13 protein-coding genes are annotated in these 16949 nt (G+C 64.0%); 10 read left to right on the top strand and 3 right to left on the bottom strand.

Translation table 11 applies throughout. The features are described 5' to 3' along the window. Positions 1-46: 46 nt before the first annotated feature. Together aceF and lpdA are read left to right on the top strand one after the other, a co-directional pair. Complete coding sequence (gene aceF / locus ACP7B7_RS19415; protein WP_426077754.1) at positions 47-1729, top strand: dihydrolipoyllysine-residue acetyltransferase; 1683 nt, start codon at positions 47-49, stop codon at positions 1727-1729. Positions 1730-1738: 9 nt separating this feature from the next. Next, entirely contained in the window at positions 1739-3532 is a 1794-nt protein-coding gene (gene lpdA, locus ACP7B7_RS19420; protein ID WP_426077755.1) for a dihydrolipoyl dehydrogenase, read from the top strand. Positions 3533-3596: 64 nt separating this feature from the next. On the opposite strand, the gene ACP7B7_RS19425 is transcribed toward lpdA, so the two are convergent. Continuing rightward, positions 3597-4229 carry a hypothetical protein gene (locus ACP7B7_RS19425; protein WP_426077756.1) on the bottom strand — a complete coding sequence of 211 codons (633 nt, stop codon included), beginning with the start codon at positions 4227-4229 and terminating at the stop codon, positions 3597-3599. Positions 4230-4438: 209 nt separating this feature from the next. On the opposite strand from ACP7B7_RS19425, the gene ACP7B7_RS19430 reads away from it, so the two are divergent. Beyond that, positions 4439-5587 (top strand): hypothetical protein, encoded by a 1149-nt coding sequence (locus ACP7B7_RS19430; protein WP_426077757.1) that lies wholly within the window; start codon positions 4439-4441, stop codon positions 5585-5587. On the opposite strand, the gene ACP7B7_RS19435 is transcribed toward ACP7B7_RS19430, so the two are convergent. Continuing rightward, the gene (locus ACP7B7_RS19435) at positions 5588-6301 is read right to left on the bottom strand and encodes a TetR/AcrR family transcriptional regulator (RefSeq protein WP_426077758.1); all 714 of its coding nucleotides are present in this window, start codon (positions 6299-6301) and stop codon (positions 5588-5590) included. It abuts the gene before it with no gap. Between the two features lie 136 nt (positions 6302-6437). On the opposite strand from ACP7B7_RS19435, the gene ACP7B7_RS19440 reads away from it, so the two are divergent. The 3 genes from ACP7B7_RS19440 to ACP7B7_RS19450 are packed head-to-tail and all read left to right on the top strand — an operon-like array spanning position 6438 to position 10758. After that, positions 6438-7643, top strand: coding sequence for an HlyD family secretion protein (locus tag ACP7B7_RS19440; protein ID WP_426077759.1), 1206 nt, complete (start codon positions 6438-6440; stop codon positions 7641-7643). A gap of 6 nt (positions 7644-7649) precedes the next feature. Further along, a complete protein-coding gene (locus ACP7B7_RS19445) occupies positions 7650-9248 on the top strand; it encodes a DHA2 family efflux MFS transporter permease subunit (RefSeq protein ID WP_426077760.1) in 1599 nt (532 codons plus the stop codon). 49 nt (positions 9249-9297) lie between these two features. Beyond that, a complete protein-coding gene (locus ACP7B7_RS19450) occupies positions 9298-10758 on the top strand; it encodes an efflux transporter outer membrane subunit (RefSeq protein WP_426077761.1) in 1461 nt (486 codons plus the stop codon). Positions 10759-10781: 23 nt separating this feature from the next. Here the strand turns inward: ACP7B7_RS19450 and ACP7B7_RS19455 are convergent, their stop codons facing one another. Then, positions 10782-11687, bottom strand: coding sequence for a LysR family transcriptional regulator (locus ACP7B7_RS19455; RefSeq protein WP_426077762.1), 906 nt, complete (start codon positions 11685-11687; stop codon positions 10782-10784). A gap of 108 nt (positions 11688-11795) precedes the next feature. Between ACP7B7_RS19455 and ACP7B7_RS19460 the strand changes: the two genes are divergently transcribed. From ACP7B7_RS19460 to ACP7B7_RS19475, 4 genes are all read left to right on the top strand, one after another. Further along, positions 11796-12395: a short chain dehydrogenase gene (locus ACP7B7_RS19460; RefSeq protein ID WP_426077763.1), complete on the top strand. Its 600-nt coding sequence runs from the start codon at positions 11796-11798 to the stop codon at positions 12393-12395. A 141-nt stretch (positions 12396-12536) separates the two neighbouring features. Beyond that, complete coding sequence (locus ACP7B7_RS19465) at positions 12537-14255, top strand: methyl-accepting chemotaxis protein (protein WP_426077764.1); 1719 nt, start codon at positions 12537-12539, stop codon at positions 14253-14255. A gap of 50 nt (positions 14256-14305) precedes the next feature. Beyond that, positions 14306-16033 carry a dipeptidyl-peptidase 3 family protein gene (locus tag ACP7B7_RS19470; protein ID WP_426077765.1) on the top strand — a complete coding sequence of 576 codons (1728 nt, stop codon included), beginning with the start codon at positions 14306-14308 and terminating at the stop codon, positions 16031-16033. A gap of 157 nt (positions 16034-16190) precedes the next feature. Further along, the gene (locus tag ACP7B7_RS19475; protein ID WP_426077766.1) at positions 16191-16847 is read left to right on the top strand and encodes a hypothetical protein; all 657 of its coding nucleotides are present in this window, start codon (positions 16191-16193) and stop codon (positions 16845-16847) included. Positions 16848-16949: the final 102 nt, after the last annotated feature.

The following is a 16949-nucleotide window of genomic DNA, read 5'->3' on the forward strand; positions in this document are numbered from 1 at the left end:
GGCGTGTCTGCGGGTCCATCTGACACATAAAATAACGGAGCAAGCTATGAGCATTGTGGAAGTCAAAGTCCCGGATATCGGCGATTTCAAGGAAGTCGAGATTATCGAATTGATGGTCAAGCCAGGTGACACGGTCAAGGTCGACCAGTCCCTGATCACGGTCGAATCGGACAAGGCCAGCATGGAAATTCCATCGAGCCACGCCGGTGTCGTCAAGGAATTGAAAGTCAATGTCGGCGACAAGATCGCCGAAGGTTCGCTGGTGCTGCTGCTGGAAGTGGCGGACGACGCCTCGGCTCCAGCGCCTGCCGCCGCCGCACCTGCACCGGCTGCCGCGCCGGCCGCTGAAGCCGCACCTGCTGCCGCCCCGGCACCAGCTGCTGCCGCGCCAGCCGCCGCCGGTGGCCTGGTCGAAGTGACCGTGCCCGATATCGGCGACTTCAAGGAAGTCGAAGTCATCGAGCTGATGGTCAAGGTCGGCGACATCATCGCCGTCGAGCAATCCTTGCTGACGGTCGAATCGGACAAGGCCAGCATGGAAATCCCGTCGAGCCACGCCGGTATCGTCAAGGAATTGAAGGTCAAGGTCGGCGACAAGGTCGCCAAGGGTAGTCTGGTGCTGATCGTGGAAACGACCGGCGCCGCTGCCGCTCCTGCTGCCCCTGCCGCTGCTGCTCCTGCGCCAGCCGCGCAAGCCGCCGCCGCGCCAGCCGCTGCCGTCGCTTCGGCGCCGGTCGCCGCTGCTGCACCAGCCCCTGCCGCCGCGCCTGCCGTCAACGGCAAGCTGGCGCACGCGTCGCCATCGATCCGCAAGTTCGCGCGCGAACTGGGCGTGGAGCTGGCCAGCGTGGGCGGTTCCGGTCCGAAGGGCCGCATCACCCAGGAAGACGTGCAGAACTTCGTCAAGGGCGTGATGTCGGGCGCTGTCGCCGCACCAGGCGCCGCCAATGCGGCCCCTGTCGCCAAAGGCGGTTCCGGCGTGGGCCTGGATCTGCTGCCATGGCCGTCGCTGGACTTCAGCAAATTCGGTGCGACCGAACTGCTGCCGCTGTCGCGCATCAAGAAAATCTCGGGTCCGAATTTGCACCGCAACTGGGTCATGATCCCGCACGTCACGCAGTTCGACGAAGCGGACGTGACGGACCTCGAAGCGTTCCGCGTCGACACCAACGCGGCCAACGCGAAGAACAAGGATGCGGCCAAGCTGACCATGCTGGCCTTCGTCATCAAGGCGTCCGTCGCCGCGCTGAAGAAGTTCCCCGCGTTTAACGCCTCGCTCGACGCCAAGGGCGAAAACCTGATCCTCAAACAGTACTACAACATCGGCTTCGCGGCCGATACGCCGAATGGCCTGGTGGTGCCCGTGATCAAGGGCGCGGACCAGAAGTCGGTTTCGCAGATCGCCCGCGAAATGACGGAACTGTCGCTGCAGGCGCGCGAAGGCAAACTGAAACCGGCCGACATGCAGGGCGCCAGCTTCACCATTTCGTCGCTGGGCGGCATCGGCGGCACGCATTTCACGCCTATCGTCAATGCGCCTGAAGTGGCGATCCTGGGCCTGTCGAAAGCCTCGATCAAGCCGGTATGGGACGGCAAGGCCTTCCAGCCACGCCTGATGATGGGCACCTCGCTGTCGTACGACCACCGCGTGGTCGACGGCGCGATGGGCGCGCGATTCTCGGTGTACCTCGGCGAAGTGCTGGCCGACATGCGCAAAATTCTGCTGTAAGGAGCGACTATGAGCACAGTAGAGGTAAAAGTACCGAATATCGGCGACTTCAAGGAAGTCGAAGTGATCGAGCTGATGGTCAAGGTCGGCGACACCATCAAGGTGGACCAGTCTTTGATCACCGTGGAATCGGACAAGGCCAGCATGGAAATTCCGTCGACCCACGCCGGCGTGGTCAAGGAAGTCAAGGTCAAGGTCGGCGACAAGATCGCCGAAGGCAGCGCGCTGCTGGTGGTGGAAGCGTCCGAAGGCGCGGCTGCTGCTGCACCGGCGGCTGCGGCTCCTGCACCGGCGGCCGCACCTGCCGCCGCTCCGGCTCCGGCGGCAGCACCTGCGCCAGCCGCTGCCGCCATCCCGGCCGGCAGCTACTCGGGCCAGGTCGACATCACCGTCGACATGATGGTATTGGGCGGCGGTCCTGGCGGCTATTCGGCAGCCTTCCGCGCGGCCGACTTGGGCCTCAGCACGGCCATCGTCGAGCGTTATGCGACCCTGGGCGGCGTGTGCCTGAACGTCGGCTGCATCCCGTCGAAAGCGCTGCTGCATGTCGCTTCCGTGATCGACGAGACGGCGCACATGGGCAATACCGGCGTGACGTTTGCCAAGCCGACCATCGACATCGATCAGGTGCGCGCATACAAGGAAGGCGTGATCAAGAACATGACGGGCGGCCTGGCCGGCATGGCCAAGGCACGCAAGACGCAAGTCGTCACCGGCGTGGGCCAGTTCCTGTCCGCGAATCACATTGAAGTGACGGCCGCCGACGGCACGAAAAAAGTGGTGCAGTTCAAGCAGGCGATCATCGCTGCCGGCTCGTCGGTGGTGAAACTGCCGTTCGTGCCGGACGACCCGCGCATTGTCGATTCGACCGGCGCGCTGGAACTGCGCCAGATCCCGAAACGCATGCTGGTCATCGGCGGCGGCATTATCGGCCTGGAAATGGCGACCGTGTATTCCACGTTTGGCGCGCGCATCGACGTGGTCGAAATGATGGACGGCCTGATGCAGGGCGCCGACCGCGACGCGGTCAAGGTGTGGCAGAAGTTCAATGAAAAACGCTTCGACAACATCATGACCAAGACCAAGACGGTTGCCGTCGAGGCGCTGCCGGAAGGCATCAAGGTCACCTTCGAAGCGGCCGAAGCCGGTGCCACCGCGCCGGCGCCGCAGATCTATGACCTGGTGCTGGTGGCCGTCGGCCGCAGCCCGAACGGCAAGAAGATCGCCGCCGACAAGGCCGGCGTGAACGTCACCGACCGCGGCTTCATCGAAGTCGACAGCCAGATGCGCACCAATGTGCCGAACATTTTCGCCATCGGCGACCTGGTGGGCCAGCCGATGCTGGCGCACAAGGCCGTGCACGAAGCCCATGTGGCGGCGGAAGCGGCTGCCGGCCAGAAGTCGCACTTCGACGTCAAGGTGATTCCATCGGTCGCCTACACGGATCCGGAAGTGGCATGGGCCGGCATCACCGAAGACGAAGCGAAAGCCAAGGGCATCAAGGTCGAGAAGGGCCACTTCCCGTGGGCCGCCTCGGGCCGCGCCGTGGCCAACGGCCGCGCCGAAGGTTTTACCAAGCTGCTGTTCGACGCTGAAACCCACCGCATTATCGGCGGCACCATCGTCGGCACGCATGCGGGCGACATGATCGGCGAAATCGCGCTGGCCATCGAAATGGGCTGCGACGGCACCGACATCGGCAAGACCATCCATCCTCACCCGACCCTGGGCGAATCGATCGGCATGGCAGCCGAAGTGTACGAAGGCGTGTGCACGGACTTGCCACCACCGCGCAAGCGTTGATGGCAAACGTGATGCAGTAACAAAAAACCCGCAGCGATGCGGGTTTTTTTATTGCCGTTCAGATTTATTCGCGTGTCCTGGTCTCGCGCAATGACGCCGACGCCGAGCCGACCAACAGAACGATATACGCGTTCATTTCCAGCAGTTCTTCCATGAAGCCGGAATCCTGTTCCGAGATCGATTCGAATTTCTTCTTGTCGAAGGGCCAGCCGGATGCCATCAGCACGGCCGCGCACAGGGCGGTGATGATGACGGGGGTGGCCAGCAGTTGCCAGCGCAGGGCCCAGATGCGGCGGATGCGCGAGGCGAAGGCCACCAGGTAGATTACCCAGCAGCTCCAGCCGATGCCGCGCAAGATATGCTCGGTCCAGGCCCAGAAATGGCTGCCCGGGGCGTCGAATTCGCGGATTTCCAGTTCGCGCAGCAGGAAGGAATACATCAGCAGCGACAGGCCGGCGTGCAGGATGAAGCCCACGCTTTTCTTGTCGAGCTTGCTGGCGCGCCAGCCATGCACCAGGCAGGCCAGCAGCAGGGCCACCGACTGGATGTTTTCCATCAGGTGGTTTTCATCGGCCAGGTGAGGGTCGGCGCCATAGCCCACCCAGCAGGCGAGCGACAGGGTGGCCAGAAAGGCCAGCAGGGCGGCCACATGCCGTGCGGGGCGGCTGGCGGGAATGCCGATGGTATTGAGGAACATTATTTTGTGTTTGCAATATTGGGGAGTCGGCAACTATACACGCGATCTTGCCTGCGCATGGTTCATCGGTGAAAATTGGAGAGTATTGCTCCAAGGAAAAATGGCACAATAGAGGTCCAAAGCGATGTTTCGCTCTGCCTGGCCAGATAGTGTGATTTTCCTTGTGCGTCTCCGGTCAAGCCAGGCTGTGCCGAGAAAGAAGTGCAACGATGAAAAAATTTACCGCCCTCCATCTCGCCGACGTGCGCCTGCGCCGTGGCGACGAACAAGCCCACGCACCGGTGCTGCATGCCCTGTTCCAGGATATGGCTGCCTTGCGCGATGCCGGCACGCAGATCGACGCGATCTTCTTTACGGGCGAGCTGGTGGCGCCCGACGCCTGCGCCGGCACCACGCCCGCCTATGTCTATGAATACCTGCTGCGGCCCTTGCTGCAGGCGGCCAGCTTGCCGGGTGCACGCTTTTACCTGGTGCCGGGCAGCCGCGCGCAGGGCGGCACGGCGGTCGCCGCCGGGCGCGCCGGTTTCAGCTTTTTTTCGGCCGGAGAACACGCCACGGCCGAGCAGCGCGGACTGTACAAGAATATCCATGCCGTCTTCCATGGCAACAGTCATACGGGCGACAGCAGTTCCTTGATGAAGTCGCTGGGCATCCTGTTCAAGAGCAGTCCCGCCAGCCTGTATGGCGGCCCGGAACAGCGCGCCGCTTATGCCTTGATGGAATATGATGCCGAGGCCGTCCCTGTGCAGTGGACGGTGGCCCTGCGCGAATTCGACGAGGCCGGCAAGGCTTTCGGCCTGTCCGTGCTGTACACGCCGAATGGCCAGGAATCGGCCGAACGCGATGCCGAATATGTGTTTTCCACTTTGCTGCCGCGGCTGGCCGTGGATGGCGCCTACCTCGACGGCTTGCTGGGCAAGCGTGCGCTGTCGCGGCTGGCCCTGCCGGACGAGCCGCTGGCGGTGCGCGAGTTCCTGATCGAGCTGGCCTTTGTGTTATTCGACGCCAAGACCCTGTTCCTGCAGCAGGATGAGCTGGAACGCTTTGCCGGCGACTATTGCGCCGTCAAGGGCTGGGACATGCCGGCGCGGCAATGGCTGGCGCCCTTGTATGCGAAGGGCCTGCTGCTGCAGGCCGACGGCCAGGTGGTGTTTGCCTACGATTATTTCCGCACCTATTTCCTGGCGCAGCGCTTTGAAACCTCGTTCGGCCTGATGCCCTATGGTCCCGAGCGGCGCGATGGCATGGCGCCAGCACTGCAGCTGGACGGCCTATCGGCGGCCCGGCCTTTTCTCAGTGCTTTGGGGGTGGATGGCGAGCGCAGCGCGCCAGCAGAGGCAGTTTGCAGAAGCTCCTGATCAGCTTGCCGCGTCCTGCAAGGTGGCGCGCAGGAACAGGTCCAGCCTGACCTCCACCAGCTTGCGCAGCTGCGCCACGTCGGGCTGGGTCTGCGGCAGGAGCAGCAGGCGCGACATCTGGTCGCCCAGCAGGCAGTTCAGCAGATGCATGGACAGCAGTTCCGGCGTCAGGTCGGCGCGGAACAGCGGCGCGATATCGGGCCGGCTGAAAAAACGGCTCAGCATCTCGCGCGTCTGGCCCGGTCCCACCTTGTAGAACGTTTCGGCCAGTTCAGGGTGGCTGGCCGCCTCGGCGATCACCATGCGGTTCAAACGGATTGCCGCCGGCATCGTGATCAGCTGCATGAACAGCAGGCCGAACTCGGCCAGTATGATCGGCAGCGGGCGCATGTCCGTCTGCAGCGCCGGCATGGTGGAAAAATACGCGGCGCGCTTCTGTTCCACCACCGCATTGAACAAACCTGACTTGCCGCCAAACTTCACATAGATGGTGCGCACGGCCACGTGGGCTTCGCGCGCGATCATTTCCAGGCTGACCTTGCCATATCCCTTGTCCAGAAACAGGCGGCCCGCCGTGTGCAGCAGGTTTTCCGCGCGCGCCTCCATGTCGGCGGCGCGTGGCCGGCCGGCCGGCTTGCCGCAGCAGCCAAGTTCCATGGTGTCGGTGTCGGCGGGGTCGATGGGAGGGGTGTCGCTGAGGCCTGGCTCGGACATGGTCTGGGTCTCGTGGAGGGTGAATGATGGCTGACACTGTAGTGCAAATTAAAATGAAATGCAATCGTTTCATTTCTTGACAAGCGGATTTGTTTGTCCAATAATGAACCTATATCATTTCATTTTGGAGCGCAGCATGCCCACCCCGTCCAGTTCCGCCGAGCAATCCGGCGTCCCGCCAGCAGGCCCCGTGGCCGCCCGTATTGCTCCCGCTGCTCCGGCGCCGGCTGCCGCGCCGAATCACCGCGTCAAAATCATCGCCGGCCTGATCGTGCTGGTCGCCCTGGGCGCCGGCGCCCGCATGTGGTACCGCAGCCACTATTTCGTCGAAACGGAAAACGCCTATGTGGCCGGCCACGTGCATCCGGTCTCGGCGCGCATTTCCGGCGTCGTCACCAAGGTCTTTATCGAGGACAACCAGATCGTCAAGGAAGGCGACGTGATCGCCGAACTCGACCCGTTCGACCAGCGCGTGAAAACCGAACAGATCGCCGCCCAGATCGCAAGCGCCGAACAGCAAGTGTTGCAGGCCGACGCGCAGATCGCGCAAGTGCAGGCACAGGCCAGCGCGGCGCAAGCCCAGGTGGCCCAGTCCGACGCCCAGCTGCTGCGCACGAAACAGGACGCCGAGCGTTTCGGCCAGCTGTACACCAGCCAGATGAAAGCCGTGTCGAAAGCGGAACTGGACGCCGCCAATGCGGCCCGATCGGGCGCCGTGGCCGACCTGGCCGCCCGCAAGGACAGCGCCGTGGCCGCCAAGGCCCAGATCGGTGCGGCGCAAGCTGCGCGCGATGTCGCCAAGGCCCAGGTCGCCGTGCTGCGCGTGCAACTGAAGGACGCCGAGCAGCAGCTGCAATACAACCGCATCCTGGCCCCCGTCGCTGGCCGCATCGGCAAGCGCAACGTCGAAACCGGCATGCGCGTGCAGCCCGGCCAGCAGCTGACGGCCATCGTGCAGGATAACGTGTGGGTGACTGCCAACTTCAAGGAAACCCAGCTGGCCGACCTGCGCCCCGGCCAGAGCGTGCATGTGTCGGTCGATGCCATGCCCGGCAAGAAACTGGTCGGTACCGTGGACAGCTTCGCACCAGCTTCGGGCGCGCAGTTCGCTCTGCTGCCGGCCGATAACGCCACCGGCAACTTCACCAAGATCGTGCAGCGCGTGCCGGTCAAGATCGTGTTCCAGCCGCAGGACATCAAGGCCATGAACGGCCGCCTGGTGCCGGGCATGTCGGTGATCGCCGAAGTGGAAATCAACCAGCCAGATGCCCAGCCGGCGCGCCACGCCGCCGCACCGGCCAACACCGCTGCCACCACACCCGCCGCCAACGCCGCCCGCTAAGTTCCCATGAGCAGCCCCACAACCACGCTGGCGAAACCGCCGGCCTTTTCCGTGCCCGACGAGAAAGTCTCGGCGCGCACCTGGCTGGCGGTCGCCGCCGGCATGCTGGGCGCCTTCATGGCGGTGCTCGACATCCAGATCACCAACTCTTCGCTCAAGGATATCCTGGGCTCGCTGTCGGCCACCCAGGAAGAAGGTTCGTGGATTTCCACCGCCTACCTGGTGGCCGAAATCATCGTCATTCCGCTCACCGCGCTGCTGGCGCGGGTGTTCAGCCTGCGCGGCTACATGATCGGCACCACCTCGTTCTTCCTGCTGTTCTCCACCCTGTGCGGCACGGCCTGGAACCTGGAAAGCATGATCGTCTTCCGCATGTTGCAGGGCTTTACGGGCGGCGCCCTGATCCCGATGGCGTTCACGCTGGTGATGCTCAAGCTGCCGCCGTCGAAGCGCGCCACCGGCATGGCGATTTTCGGCCTGACGGCCACCCTGGCGCCGGCCATGGGCCCGACCCTCGGCGGTTACCTGTCCGAGCTGTATGGCTGGCCGTCGATCTTCTATATCAACTGGGTGCCGGGCGTGCTGCTGATCGTCGGCATGATCTACGGCCTGGACCGCGAACCGAGCAACCTGAAACTGTTCTGGAAGGCCGACTGGCTCGGCATCTTCTTCATGGCGCTGGGCCTCGGTTGCCTGACGATTTTCCTGGAAGAGGGCAACTCGAAGGACTGGTTCGATTCCGGCTTCATCATCACCTTTGCCGCGCTGGCGTTGACAGGCCTGCTGGGCTGGGTGGTCACCAGCGCCACGCGCGCCGAACCGTTCGTCAACCTGGGCCTGTACAGCCAGCGCAATTTCCTGGTCGCGACCCTGCTGTCGGCGGTCACGGGCATGGGGCTGTACGGTTCGGCCTTTCTGCTGCCGCTGTTCCTGGGCCAGATCGCCGGATATTCGCCGATGCAGATCGGTGAAGTCATCATGTGGGTGGGCTTGCCGCAGCTGTTCATCATGCCCTTCGTCGCCAAGCTGTCGTCCGTGGTCGACAACCGCATCCTGTGCTCGTTCGGCCTGCTGCTGTTTGGCGGCTCCTGCCTGATGAATGCCTATATGGATGCCAGCACCGGCTACGACCAGCTGCTGTGGTCGCAGGTAGTGCGCGCGCTGGGCCAGCCCTTCGTGATGCTGACCCTGTCGAACTTTGCCATGAAGGGCATCGCGCCAAAAGACATGGCGTCGGCCTCGAGCCTGTTCAACATGACGCGCAACCTGGGCGGCTCGATCGGCATCGCGCTGCTGGCCACGGCGCTGAGCACCCGCGAGCACTTTCACTCGCAGCGCCTGGGCGAAGCGATCAACGCCTACTCCAGCGCCACGCAACTGCGCATCGACCAGCTGACGTCGTCGTTCATGGCCAAGGGTTTTGATGCGGTCACGGCCGGCAACCAGGCCTTGCAGGCGATCGACGGCATCGTGCGCCGCGAGGCGTATGTGATGGCATACAACGACGGTTTCTTCCTGGTCGGCATGATCCTGATCGCCTGCATCGTGCCGCTATGGCTGGCCGACAAACTCAAAGCCCCCGGTGGCGGTGGCGGCGGTCACTGATCGCTTGTTGCGACGACCGCGCCCACTCAAGAACAAGAAGGTACACATCATGAATACAGTTATGACCAAAATCGCCGCCGCCTCGCTGGCCGTGCTGCTTGCCGCCTGCGGCACCGTGGGCCAGGACTTCAAGGCGCCCGCCAACGTGGCCGGCATCGATACGGCCACTTTCCGCCATGGCGGTGGCAGCGCCGATGCGGCCCGGCTGCCGGCCGAGTGGTGGAGCGTGTTCGGCGACGACACCCTGAACCGCCTGGAACAAGCCGCGTTGCGCGACAACCCCAGCGTGAAAGCGGCCGGCGAGCGATTGCTGCAGGCCCTGGCGCAAAGCGGCACGGCGCGCGCCAACCAGGGGCCTAGCGTGAACCTCAGCACCGGCATCTCGAACTCGCGCACCTCGGCCAATACCTCGCAGGGCCTGGCGCTGGGCAACCGTTCGATTAGCGGCAACAACTTTTCGGTCGGCGGTTCGCTGTCGTATGAAATCGATTTGCTGGGGCGTGTGAAACGCATGGTCGAAGCGGCCGATGCGCAGGTGCTCGCTTCGCAGGCCGACCGCGACGGCGTGCTGCAGATGCTGTCGGCGCAAGTGGCCAGCAACTACTGGCAGTTGCGCGGCCTGGACGCCGAAATGACCATCCTCAATGGCGCGCTCGACACCCGCCGCGAATCGCTGCAACTGGTCGACGCCCGCTTCAATGCGGGCCTGACCAATGAGCTGGACCTGGCGCGCGCGAAAGTCGAACTGCAGAACGCGCAGGCCGACCTGCACGAGGTCAAACGCCAGCGCAACCAGCTGGAAAACAGCCTGGCCACCCTGACCGGCAAGCCGCCATCGGCGATGCAACTGCCACTGGCCAGCGACCCGGCCGCCTTGCCGCAGCCGCCAAGCATCCCCGTCGGCCTGCCGGCCAGCCTGCTGGCGCACCGCCCGGACCTGGTCTCCAGCGTGGCCGGCCTGCGCGCTTTCAATGCGCAGGTAGGCGTGGCCGAAGGCGCGTTCTATCCGTCGCTGCAACTGACGGGCAACTTCGGCTTTGCCTCGGAAAAGCTGCGCGACCTGGCGCAGGGCGGTTCGCGCCAGTTCAGCGTGGGGCCGCTGGCCCTGTCGCTGCCGATCTTCGACGGTGGCCGCAACCAGGCCAACCTCGATCTGTCGAAGGCGCGCTACAACGAAGCGCTGGCCAACCATGAAACGAAGCTGCTGACGGCCTTGCGCGAGGTGGAAGACGCCTTGTCGGATGTCGAGCAGCGCCAGTTGCAGGGCGACGCCCAGGCCCTGTCGCAGCAGGCGGCGGCGCGCGCCTACCTGGTGGCGCGCACCCGCTACGAGCGCGGCGTGTCGAACTACCTCGACGTCACCGACGCCCAGCGCAGCTCGCTGGCCGCCGACCGCGCCGCCGTGCAGATCAAGACCCAGCGCCTGCTGGCGACCGTGGCCGTGGCCCGCTCGCTGGGCGCCGGCTGGCAGCCGCAGGGCGACCTGGCCAAGGTCGCCACGGCGCAGTAAGTTCCCCGCGCAGTTATCCTCGATTACGTGAGCGTGGCCGGCGGCGGTATCGCCGCCGGCCCGTAGCGTTGCAGGATGAATTCAATCAAGGTCGTCAGCTTCGGCGTCGGCTGGCGGTCGCGCGCATACAGCAAATGCATCGGGCGCGCCGGCGGTACGTGGTCTGTCAGGATCGGCAGCAGCCGTCCGGCGGCGATATCGCCAGCCATCAGAATCTCCGCCTGCATCACGATGCCGAAACCGTGCAGGGCCGCCACCCGCAGCGCTTGGCCATTGTTCGAGCGAAAGCGGCTTTCCTCCCTGGCGCCTTCTTTTCCATTCAGGCGCCAGCGCAGATGGCGCGCCCACTGCATGAAGTCCAGGCATTCATGCCGCGCCAGTTCGTCGGGCGTGTGTGGCACGCCATGTTTTTCCAGGTAGGCCGGCGCCGCGCAGATCACCATGGCGTAGGGCCGCAAGGGCCGCGCCACCATGCCTGAATCATCGAGCTTGCCGATGCGAATCGCCGCATCGAAGCCTTCTTCCACCAGGTCTACCAGCCGGTCGTTCAGGTTCAGCTCCAGGCTGACCTCGGGATAGGCGTCCAGGTAGTCCGCCATCAGCGGCGCCAGGCATTCGCTGCCGAAGGACACCGGCGCGGTGATCTTCAGCTTGCCGCGCGGCGTGGCGCGCATGGCTACGGCCCCCGTTTCGGCGGCCTGCACCTGCGCCAGGATCTGCCGGCACTGTGCCAGGTACTGCGCGCCGATTTCCGTCAGGTGCTGGCGCCGCGTGGTGCGCGCCAGCAGCCGTGCGCCCAGGCGCTCTTCCAGGTACTTGATGTGCTTGCCCACCATCACCGGTGATATGCGGAAGGTGTCGGCCGCCGCGCTCAGGCTGCCCGCGTCGACAACAGCAACGAATACTTCCATGCTGCGCAGTTTATCCATTTGTTTGATTGCAAACCCTGAGTTCATGATCTTGTCCATGCTAGCGTATTTATCGTCGGGCGAGGGCGGCGCATACTGGCTGCTTTCCAACCAGACCAGGACTCCATCATGAACATCGTCATTATCGGCGCCAGCGGCACCATCGGCTCGGCCGTTGCCAGCGAACTGGCACAGCGCCACGAGATTATCGAAGTGGGCAGCCGCAGCGGCGCACACCAGGCCGACATGGGCGATATCGCCCAGGTACGCGCGCTGTTTGCGCGCATCGGCAAGGTCGACGCAGTGGTGGTGACGGCCGGCAAGCTGCACTTCGGTCCGCTGGCCGAGTTTACGCCCGAACAGTTTCAAGTGGGTCTGGGCAGCAAGCTGATGGGGCAGGTCAATGTGGCGCTGGTGGCGCAGCAATATTTGAACGACGGCGGCTCGATCACGCTCACCAGCGGCATCGTGGCCGAGCAGCCCATCCGCAACGGCGCGGCGGCCAGCATGACCAATGCCGCCGTGGAAGGCTTCGTGCGCGGCGCCGCCATCGAGCTGGTGCGCGGCATCCGCATCAACGTGGTGAGCCCGACCGTGCTGGAGGAATCGCTGGACGCTTACGGCCCGTTTTTCCCGGGCTTCGAGCCGGCTGCCGCCAGCCGCGTGGCGTTGGCTTACCGGCGCAGCGTGGAAGGCGCGCAGACGGGCCAGGTCTATCGCGTCTGGTAGCGTTTTCAAACTAGAACAGCCGCTTTTGACCGGCCGCAGGCAGGCTTGCCGCATTCATGATAAATTAACTTTTATTTCCAAATGTCAACATCATGGGGATGGTGAATTTGGACACTTTCATGAATGAATGGATGGACGGCTATGCAAAGTACTAAAATCAGCACGCGGCTTTATACGGGATTCGGCCTGGTCCTGCTGCTGTTGATCATCGTTACCGCACTCGGCATCAACCGGGTGCAAAAGATCGACGCCATCCTCACCAATATCAGCGACGTCAACAACGTCAAGCAGCGTCATGCGATCAATTTCCGCGGTAGCGTGCATGACCGCGCGATCGCCTTGCGCGACGTGGTGCTGGCGGCCGATGCCGCCGCCGCCAGGACGGAAGTCGCGCGCATCGAATCGCTGGCCGCCAATTACGCCCAGGCCGCCACGCCGCTGGAGCAGATCATCGGCAGTGGCAAGGGCGTCACCGAAGCGGAGCGCACGGCCCTGGCCGGCATCAAGGCCAGCGAAGCCAAGGCCCAGCCGATTATCGCCAAGGTGATTCAATTGCGCCTGGCCGACGACGTGCCTGGCGCCACCGCCTTGCTGCAGCAGCAGGGCGCCAGCGCCTTTGCGGGCTGGCTCGCGTCCGTCAACCAGCTGATCGACCTGGAAGAAAAGATGAGCCGCGAACAGGCCGACAGCGCCACCAGCGTGGCGCGCAGCTTTTTCTTCTTCATGGTGCTGCTGTGCCTGGGCGCGATTGCCATCGGCACGGTCGCGGCCTGGCGTATCAGCCACGGCTTGCTGCGCCAGCTCGGCGGCGAGCCTGAATATGCGGCCGCCATCGCCGGCGAAATCGCCGCCGGCAACCTGGCGGTGAATATCGCCACCCAGCCGAACGACCGCGCCAGCCTGCTGTACGCCATGCGCGGCATGCGCGACAGCCTGGTGGCCATCGTCAGCCAGGTGCGCGCCGGCACGCAGACCATCGCCACCAACTCGCGCGAGATCGCGGCCGGCAACCTGGACCTGTCGAACCGCACCGAGCAGCAAGCCGGTTCGATCGAGGAAACCGCCACCTCGATGGAGCAATTGACGGGCACCGTCAAGCAGAACGCCGAGCACGCGATCGAAGCGAACCAGCTGGCCATGTCGGCCTCGGGCGTGGCCGTCAAGGGCGGCGCCGTGGTGGCGCAGGTGGTGCAGACCATGGCCGCCATCAACGAGTCGTCGAAAAAGATTGTCGACATTATCGGCGTGATCGACGGCATCGCCTTCCAGACCAATATCCTTGCCTTGAACGCGGCGGTGGAAGCGGCGCGCGCGGGCGAGCAGGGTCGTGGCTTTGCCGTGGTCGCCACCGAAGTGCGCAGCCTGGCCCAGCGTTCCAGCCAGGCCGCCAAGGAAATCAAGTCGCTGATCGACGACTCCGTCGAGCGGGTCGACACGGGCGCGCGCCTGGTCGATGAAGCGGGCGCCACCATGCAGGACATCGTCGACAGCGTCAAGCGCGTGACCGACATCATGGGCGAGATCAGCGTGGCCACGCGCGAGCAGTCGTCGGGCATCGAGCAGGTGAACCAGGCGATCGGCCTGATGGACCAGGTGGTGCAGCAGAATGCGGCGCTGGTGGAAGAATCGGCCTCGGCCGCCGCCTCGCTGGAAGAGCAGGCGGGCAGCCTGTCGCAAGTGGTCAGCATCTTCAAGCTCGATGACTCGCAAGTGCAGGTGCAGGTGCAGGCACAGGCGCCGGTGCCTGCGCGTCCGGCCGTCGTGGCTGCTGCCAGGCCGGTCGTCAAGGCAGCGTCCAAGCCCGCACCGAAAAAGCTGGCTCCCAAGGCGCCGGCCGATGAGGCCTGGGAAGAGTTTTAAGCGCCGCTCGCATACAATACGGACCTCACAATAGTCTTGCCGAGGTCCCCATGAAACATATCCTGTTCCCGCTGCTGATGGCCGTTGCCGTCGGCAGCGCCTGCGCCGCTCCCGCCAATACCCCTGCCACCGTCACGCAACTGTCCGCCATGAGCGCGCGCTACGCGCCGGTCGAGCTGACGGCCGATATTACGCACCTGTCGGCCGGCGACCGCCAGGCCATCGCCAAGCTGGTCGACGCGGCCAGGCTGGTCGACGTGCTGCAACTGCGCCAGCGCTGGTCCGGCAATGAAGCGCTGTGGGCGGCGCTGAAGAAAGACAAATCCGCCCTGGGCCAGGCCCGCCTGAATTATTTCTGGATCAACAAGGGACCCTGGTCGGTGCTCGACGGCCATGCCTCGTTCATGCCGCCATCCTACGCGGGCATCGCGATTCCCGCGCACAAACCCGAAGCGGGCAATTTCTATCCGCAGGGCGCCACCAAGGCCTCGCTGGAAAGCTGGATGAACGGCTTGTCGCCTGAAGATAAACAGCAGGCGCAATGGTTCTTCACGACCATACGCGCCGGCAAGGATGGCAAGTATGCCACCGTCAAGTATTCGGACGAATACAAGGTCGAGCTGACTCAGCTGGCCAAGCTGCTGGACGAAGCGGCCGCCGCCACCGACAACGCCTCGTTGAAAAAATTCCTCACCTTGCGCGCCAGGGCCTTCCTCGACAACGACTACCTGCCGTCCGACTTTGCCTGGATGGACCTCGATTCGCCGGTCGACATCACCATCGGCCCGTATGAGACCTATAACGATGAGTTGTTCGGCTACAAGGCCGCCTTCGAAGCGTATGTGAATATCCGCGACCAGGCCGAAACGCAGAAGCTGAATTTCTTTGCCCAGCACATGCAGGAACTGGAAGACAACTTGCCGCTCGATGCGCAATACCGCAATCCGAAAGTGGGCGCGCTGGCGCCGATGGTGGTGGTGAACCAGGTGTATGGCGCCGGCGACGGCAATATGGCGGTGCAGACGGCCGCCTACAACCTGCCGAACGACGAGCGCATCATCAGCGCGCGCGGCTCCAAGCGCGTGATGCTGAAAAACGTGCAGGAAGCCAAGTTCAAGGCCACCTTGACGCCGATCTCGAAGCTGGTGCTGACGCCCGAAGCGCAGCAGGACGTCGACTTCAATTCCTTCTTCACGCATATCCTCGCGCATGAAATCATGCATGGCCTGGGGCCGCATGCGACCACCGTCGACGGCAAGGCCTCCACGCCGCGCCAGGACCTGAAGGAAACCTATTCCACCATCGAGGAAGCCAAGGCCGATATCACCGGCCTGTTTGCACTGCGCTACATGATGGACAAGGGGCAGTTGAACGATACGCTGGGGCAGGGCGAACTGGCCGAGCGCAAGCTGTACAACACTTTCCTGGCCTCGGGTTTCCGCACCCTGCATTTCGGCCTGACCGATTCGCATGCGCGCGGCATGGCGATCCAGATGAACTACATCCTCGACAAGGGCGGTTTTGTGTCCCTGGGCGACGGCAGGTTCGGCGTGGATTTCGGCAAGATCAAGCAGGCCGTGATCGACCTGGACCGTGAATTCCTGACCATCGAAGCCACCGGCGACTATGCGCGCGCAAAAGCCCTGATGACCAAATATGTGGTGATCCGCCCGGAAGTGCAGGTCGCGCTGGACAAGATGAAAACCGTGCCCAACGATATCCGCCCGGCATTCGTGACGGCGCGTGCGCTCGACCAGGCCGCCAAGGCCACAAAATAAACAGTTGAAGCGGTAACTGTAGTCATTATCCGAAGCCGGCCGAAACGCCGGCTTTTTTGTGACTTTTTTTCAGGAAAGTTGCCACTTTTTCCTTGTGGAAATATTTTTCCGGCTTACTCTGCAGATTCACCTCCCGCCCTTGATGACTGTGCCGTCCATGCTGAAACTGTTGCCGCTGTTGAGTCTGCTCTTCCTGTCTGCTCCCGCGCTTGCCGCATCCGCCTTGAGCCCGCTGGAAACGCGCTGGCTGAAAGCGGCTGCGCCCGTCGTCCACTATGCGCGCGAGCAAGGCTTGCCACTCGATATCGTGGTCCAGCCGCAGGACGCGCCCGACAGCGTGCCGCTGGCGCTCGGTTTCGAGGGTGGGCGCTGCAAGCTGGTCCTGTCGATGCGCGGCAATGCGCAGGCCGAAGCGGTGCTGCGGGAGGTGGCAGCCGAACGCCAGAGCCTCATGATCGAAACGATGGCGGCGCACGAGATCGGCCACTGCCAGCGCTATGCCCAAGGCGACTGGCACGCCTTGCCGCGCGGCTTTGTCGAGCGCGGCAGTGTACGCGGCGATGTGCGGCAACAGCGCGAGACGCGCCGCGAGGAGGGCTATGCCGACCTGGTGGCGCTGGCCTGGGTGCATGCGCGCCACCGTGACGATTACCAGGAAGTGCTGGCCTGGATGCGTTCGGTGCGCCAGGCGGGCGGTTCGCACGACACCCAGGCCTGGCTGGCGCTGGCGGCTGGCAGCGCCGTGTTTGACACTGCGCAGACACCGTTCGAACAGGCCGATCTGTTGTGGCGCCAGGGGCTGAACGGTCGCTAAGTAATCGTCAGGAAATTATTGTGAAGTTATGACGAACAGAACCGGATGCTATGCAAGGCGCCAACTGCGACGCAGTGCGGGCACTGCTAGCAGTTGGCAACG

The sequence above is a fragment of the Janthinobacterium sp. PSPC3-1 genome, assembly GCF_049896105.1.
Lineage (GTDB): Bacteria > Pseudomonadota > Gammaproteobacteria > Burkholderiales > Burkholderiaceae_D > Janthinobacterium.

Bases quoted from the DNA above. Each gene is read 5' to 3' on its own strand.
- aceF (WP_426077754.1), top strand. From the start codon at position 47: ATGAGCATTGTGGAAGTCAAAGTCCCGGATATCGGCGATTTCAAGGAA.
- lpdA (WP_426077755.1), top strand. From the start codon at position 1,739: ATGAGCACAGTAGAGGTAAAAGTACCGAATATCGGCGACTTCAAGGAA.
- ACP7B7_RS19425 (WP_426077756.1), bottom strand. From the start codon at position 4,229: ATGTTCCTCAATACCATCGGCATTCCCGCCAGCCGCCCCGCACGGCAT.
- ACP7B7_RS19430 (WP_426077757.1), top strand. From the start codon at position 4,439: ATGAAAAAATTTACCGCCCTCCATCTCGCCGACGTGCGCCTGCGCCGT.
- ACP7B7_RS19435 (WP_426077758.1), bottom strand. From the start codon at position 6,301: ATGTCCGAGCCAGGCCTCAGCGACACCCCTCCCATCGACCCCGCCGAC.
- ACP7B7_RS19440 (WP_426077759.1), top strand. From the start codon at position 6,438: ATGCCCACCCCGTCCAGTTCCGCCGAGCAATCCGGCGTCCCGCCAGCA.
- ACP7B7_RS19445 (WP_426077760.1), top strand. From the start codon at position 7,650: ATGAGCAGCCCCACAACCACGCTGGCGAAACCGCCGGCCTTTTCCGTG.
- ACP7B7_RS19450 (WP_426077761.1), top strand. From the start codon at position 9,298: ATGAATACAGTTATGACCAAAATCGCCGCCGCCTCGCTGGCCGTGCTG.
- ACP7B7_RS19455 (WP_426077762.1), bottom strand. From the start codon at position 11,687: ATGGATAAACTGCGCAGCATGGAAGTATTCGTTGCTGTTGTCGACGCG.
- ACP7B7_RS19460 (WP_426077763.1), top strand. From the start codon at position 11,796: ATGAACATCGTCATTATCGGCGCCAGCGGCACCATCGGCTCGGCCGTT.
- ACP7B7_RS19465 (WP_426077764.1), top strand. From the start codon at position 12,537: ATGCAAAGTACTAAAATCAGCACGCGGCTTTATACGGGATTCGGCCTG.
- ACP7B7_RS19470 (WP_426077765.1), top strand. From the start codon at position 14,306: ATGAAACATATCCTGTTCCCGCTGCTGATGGCCGTTGCCGTCGGCAGC.
- ACP7B7_RS19475 (WP_426077766.1), top strand. From the start codon at position 16,191: ATGCTGAAACTGTTGCCGCTGTTGAGTCTGCTCTTCCTGTCTGCTCCC.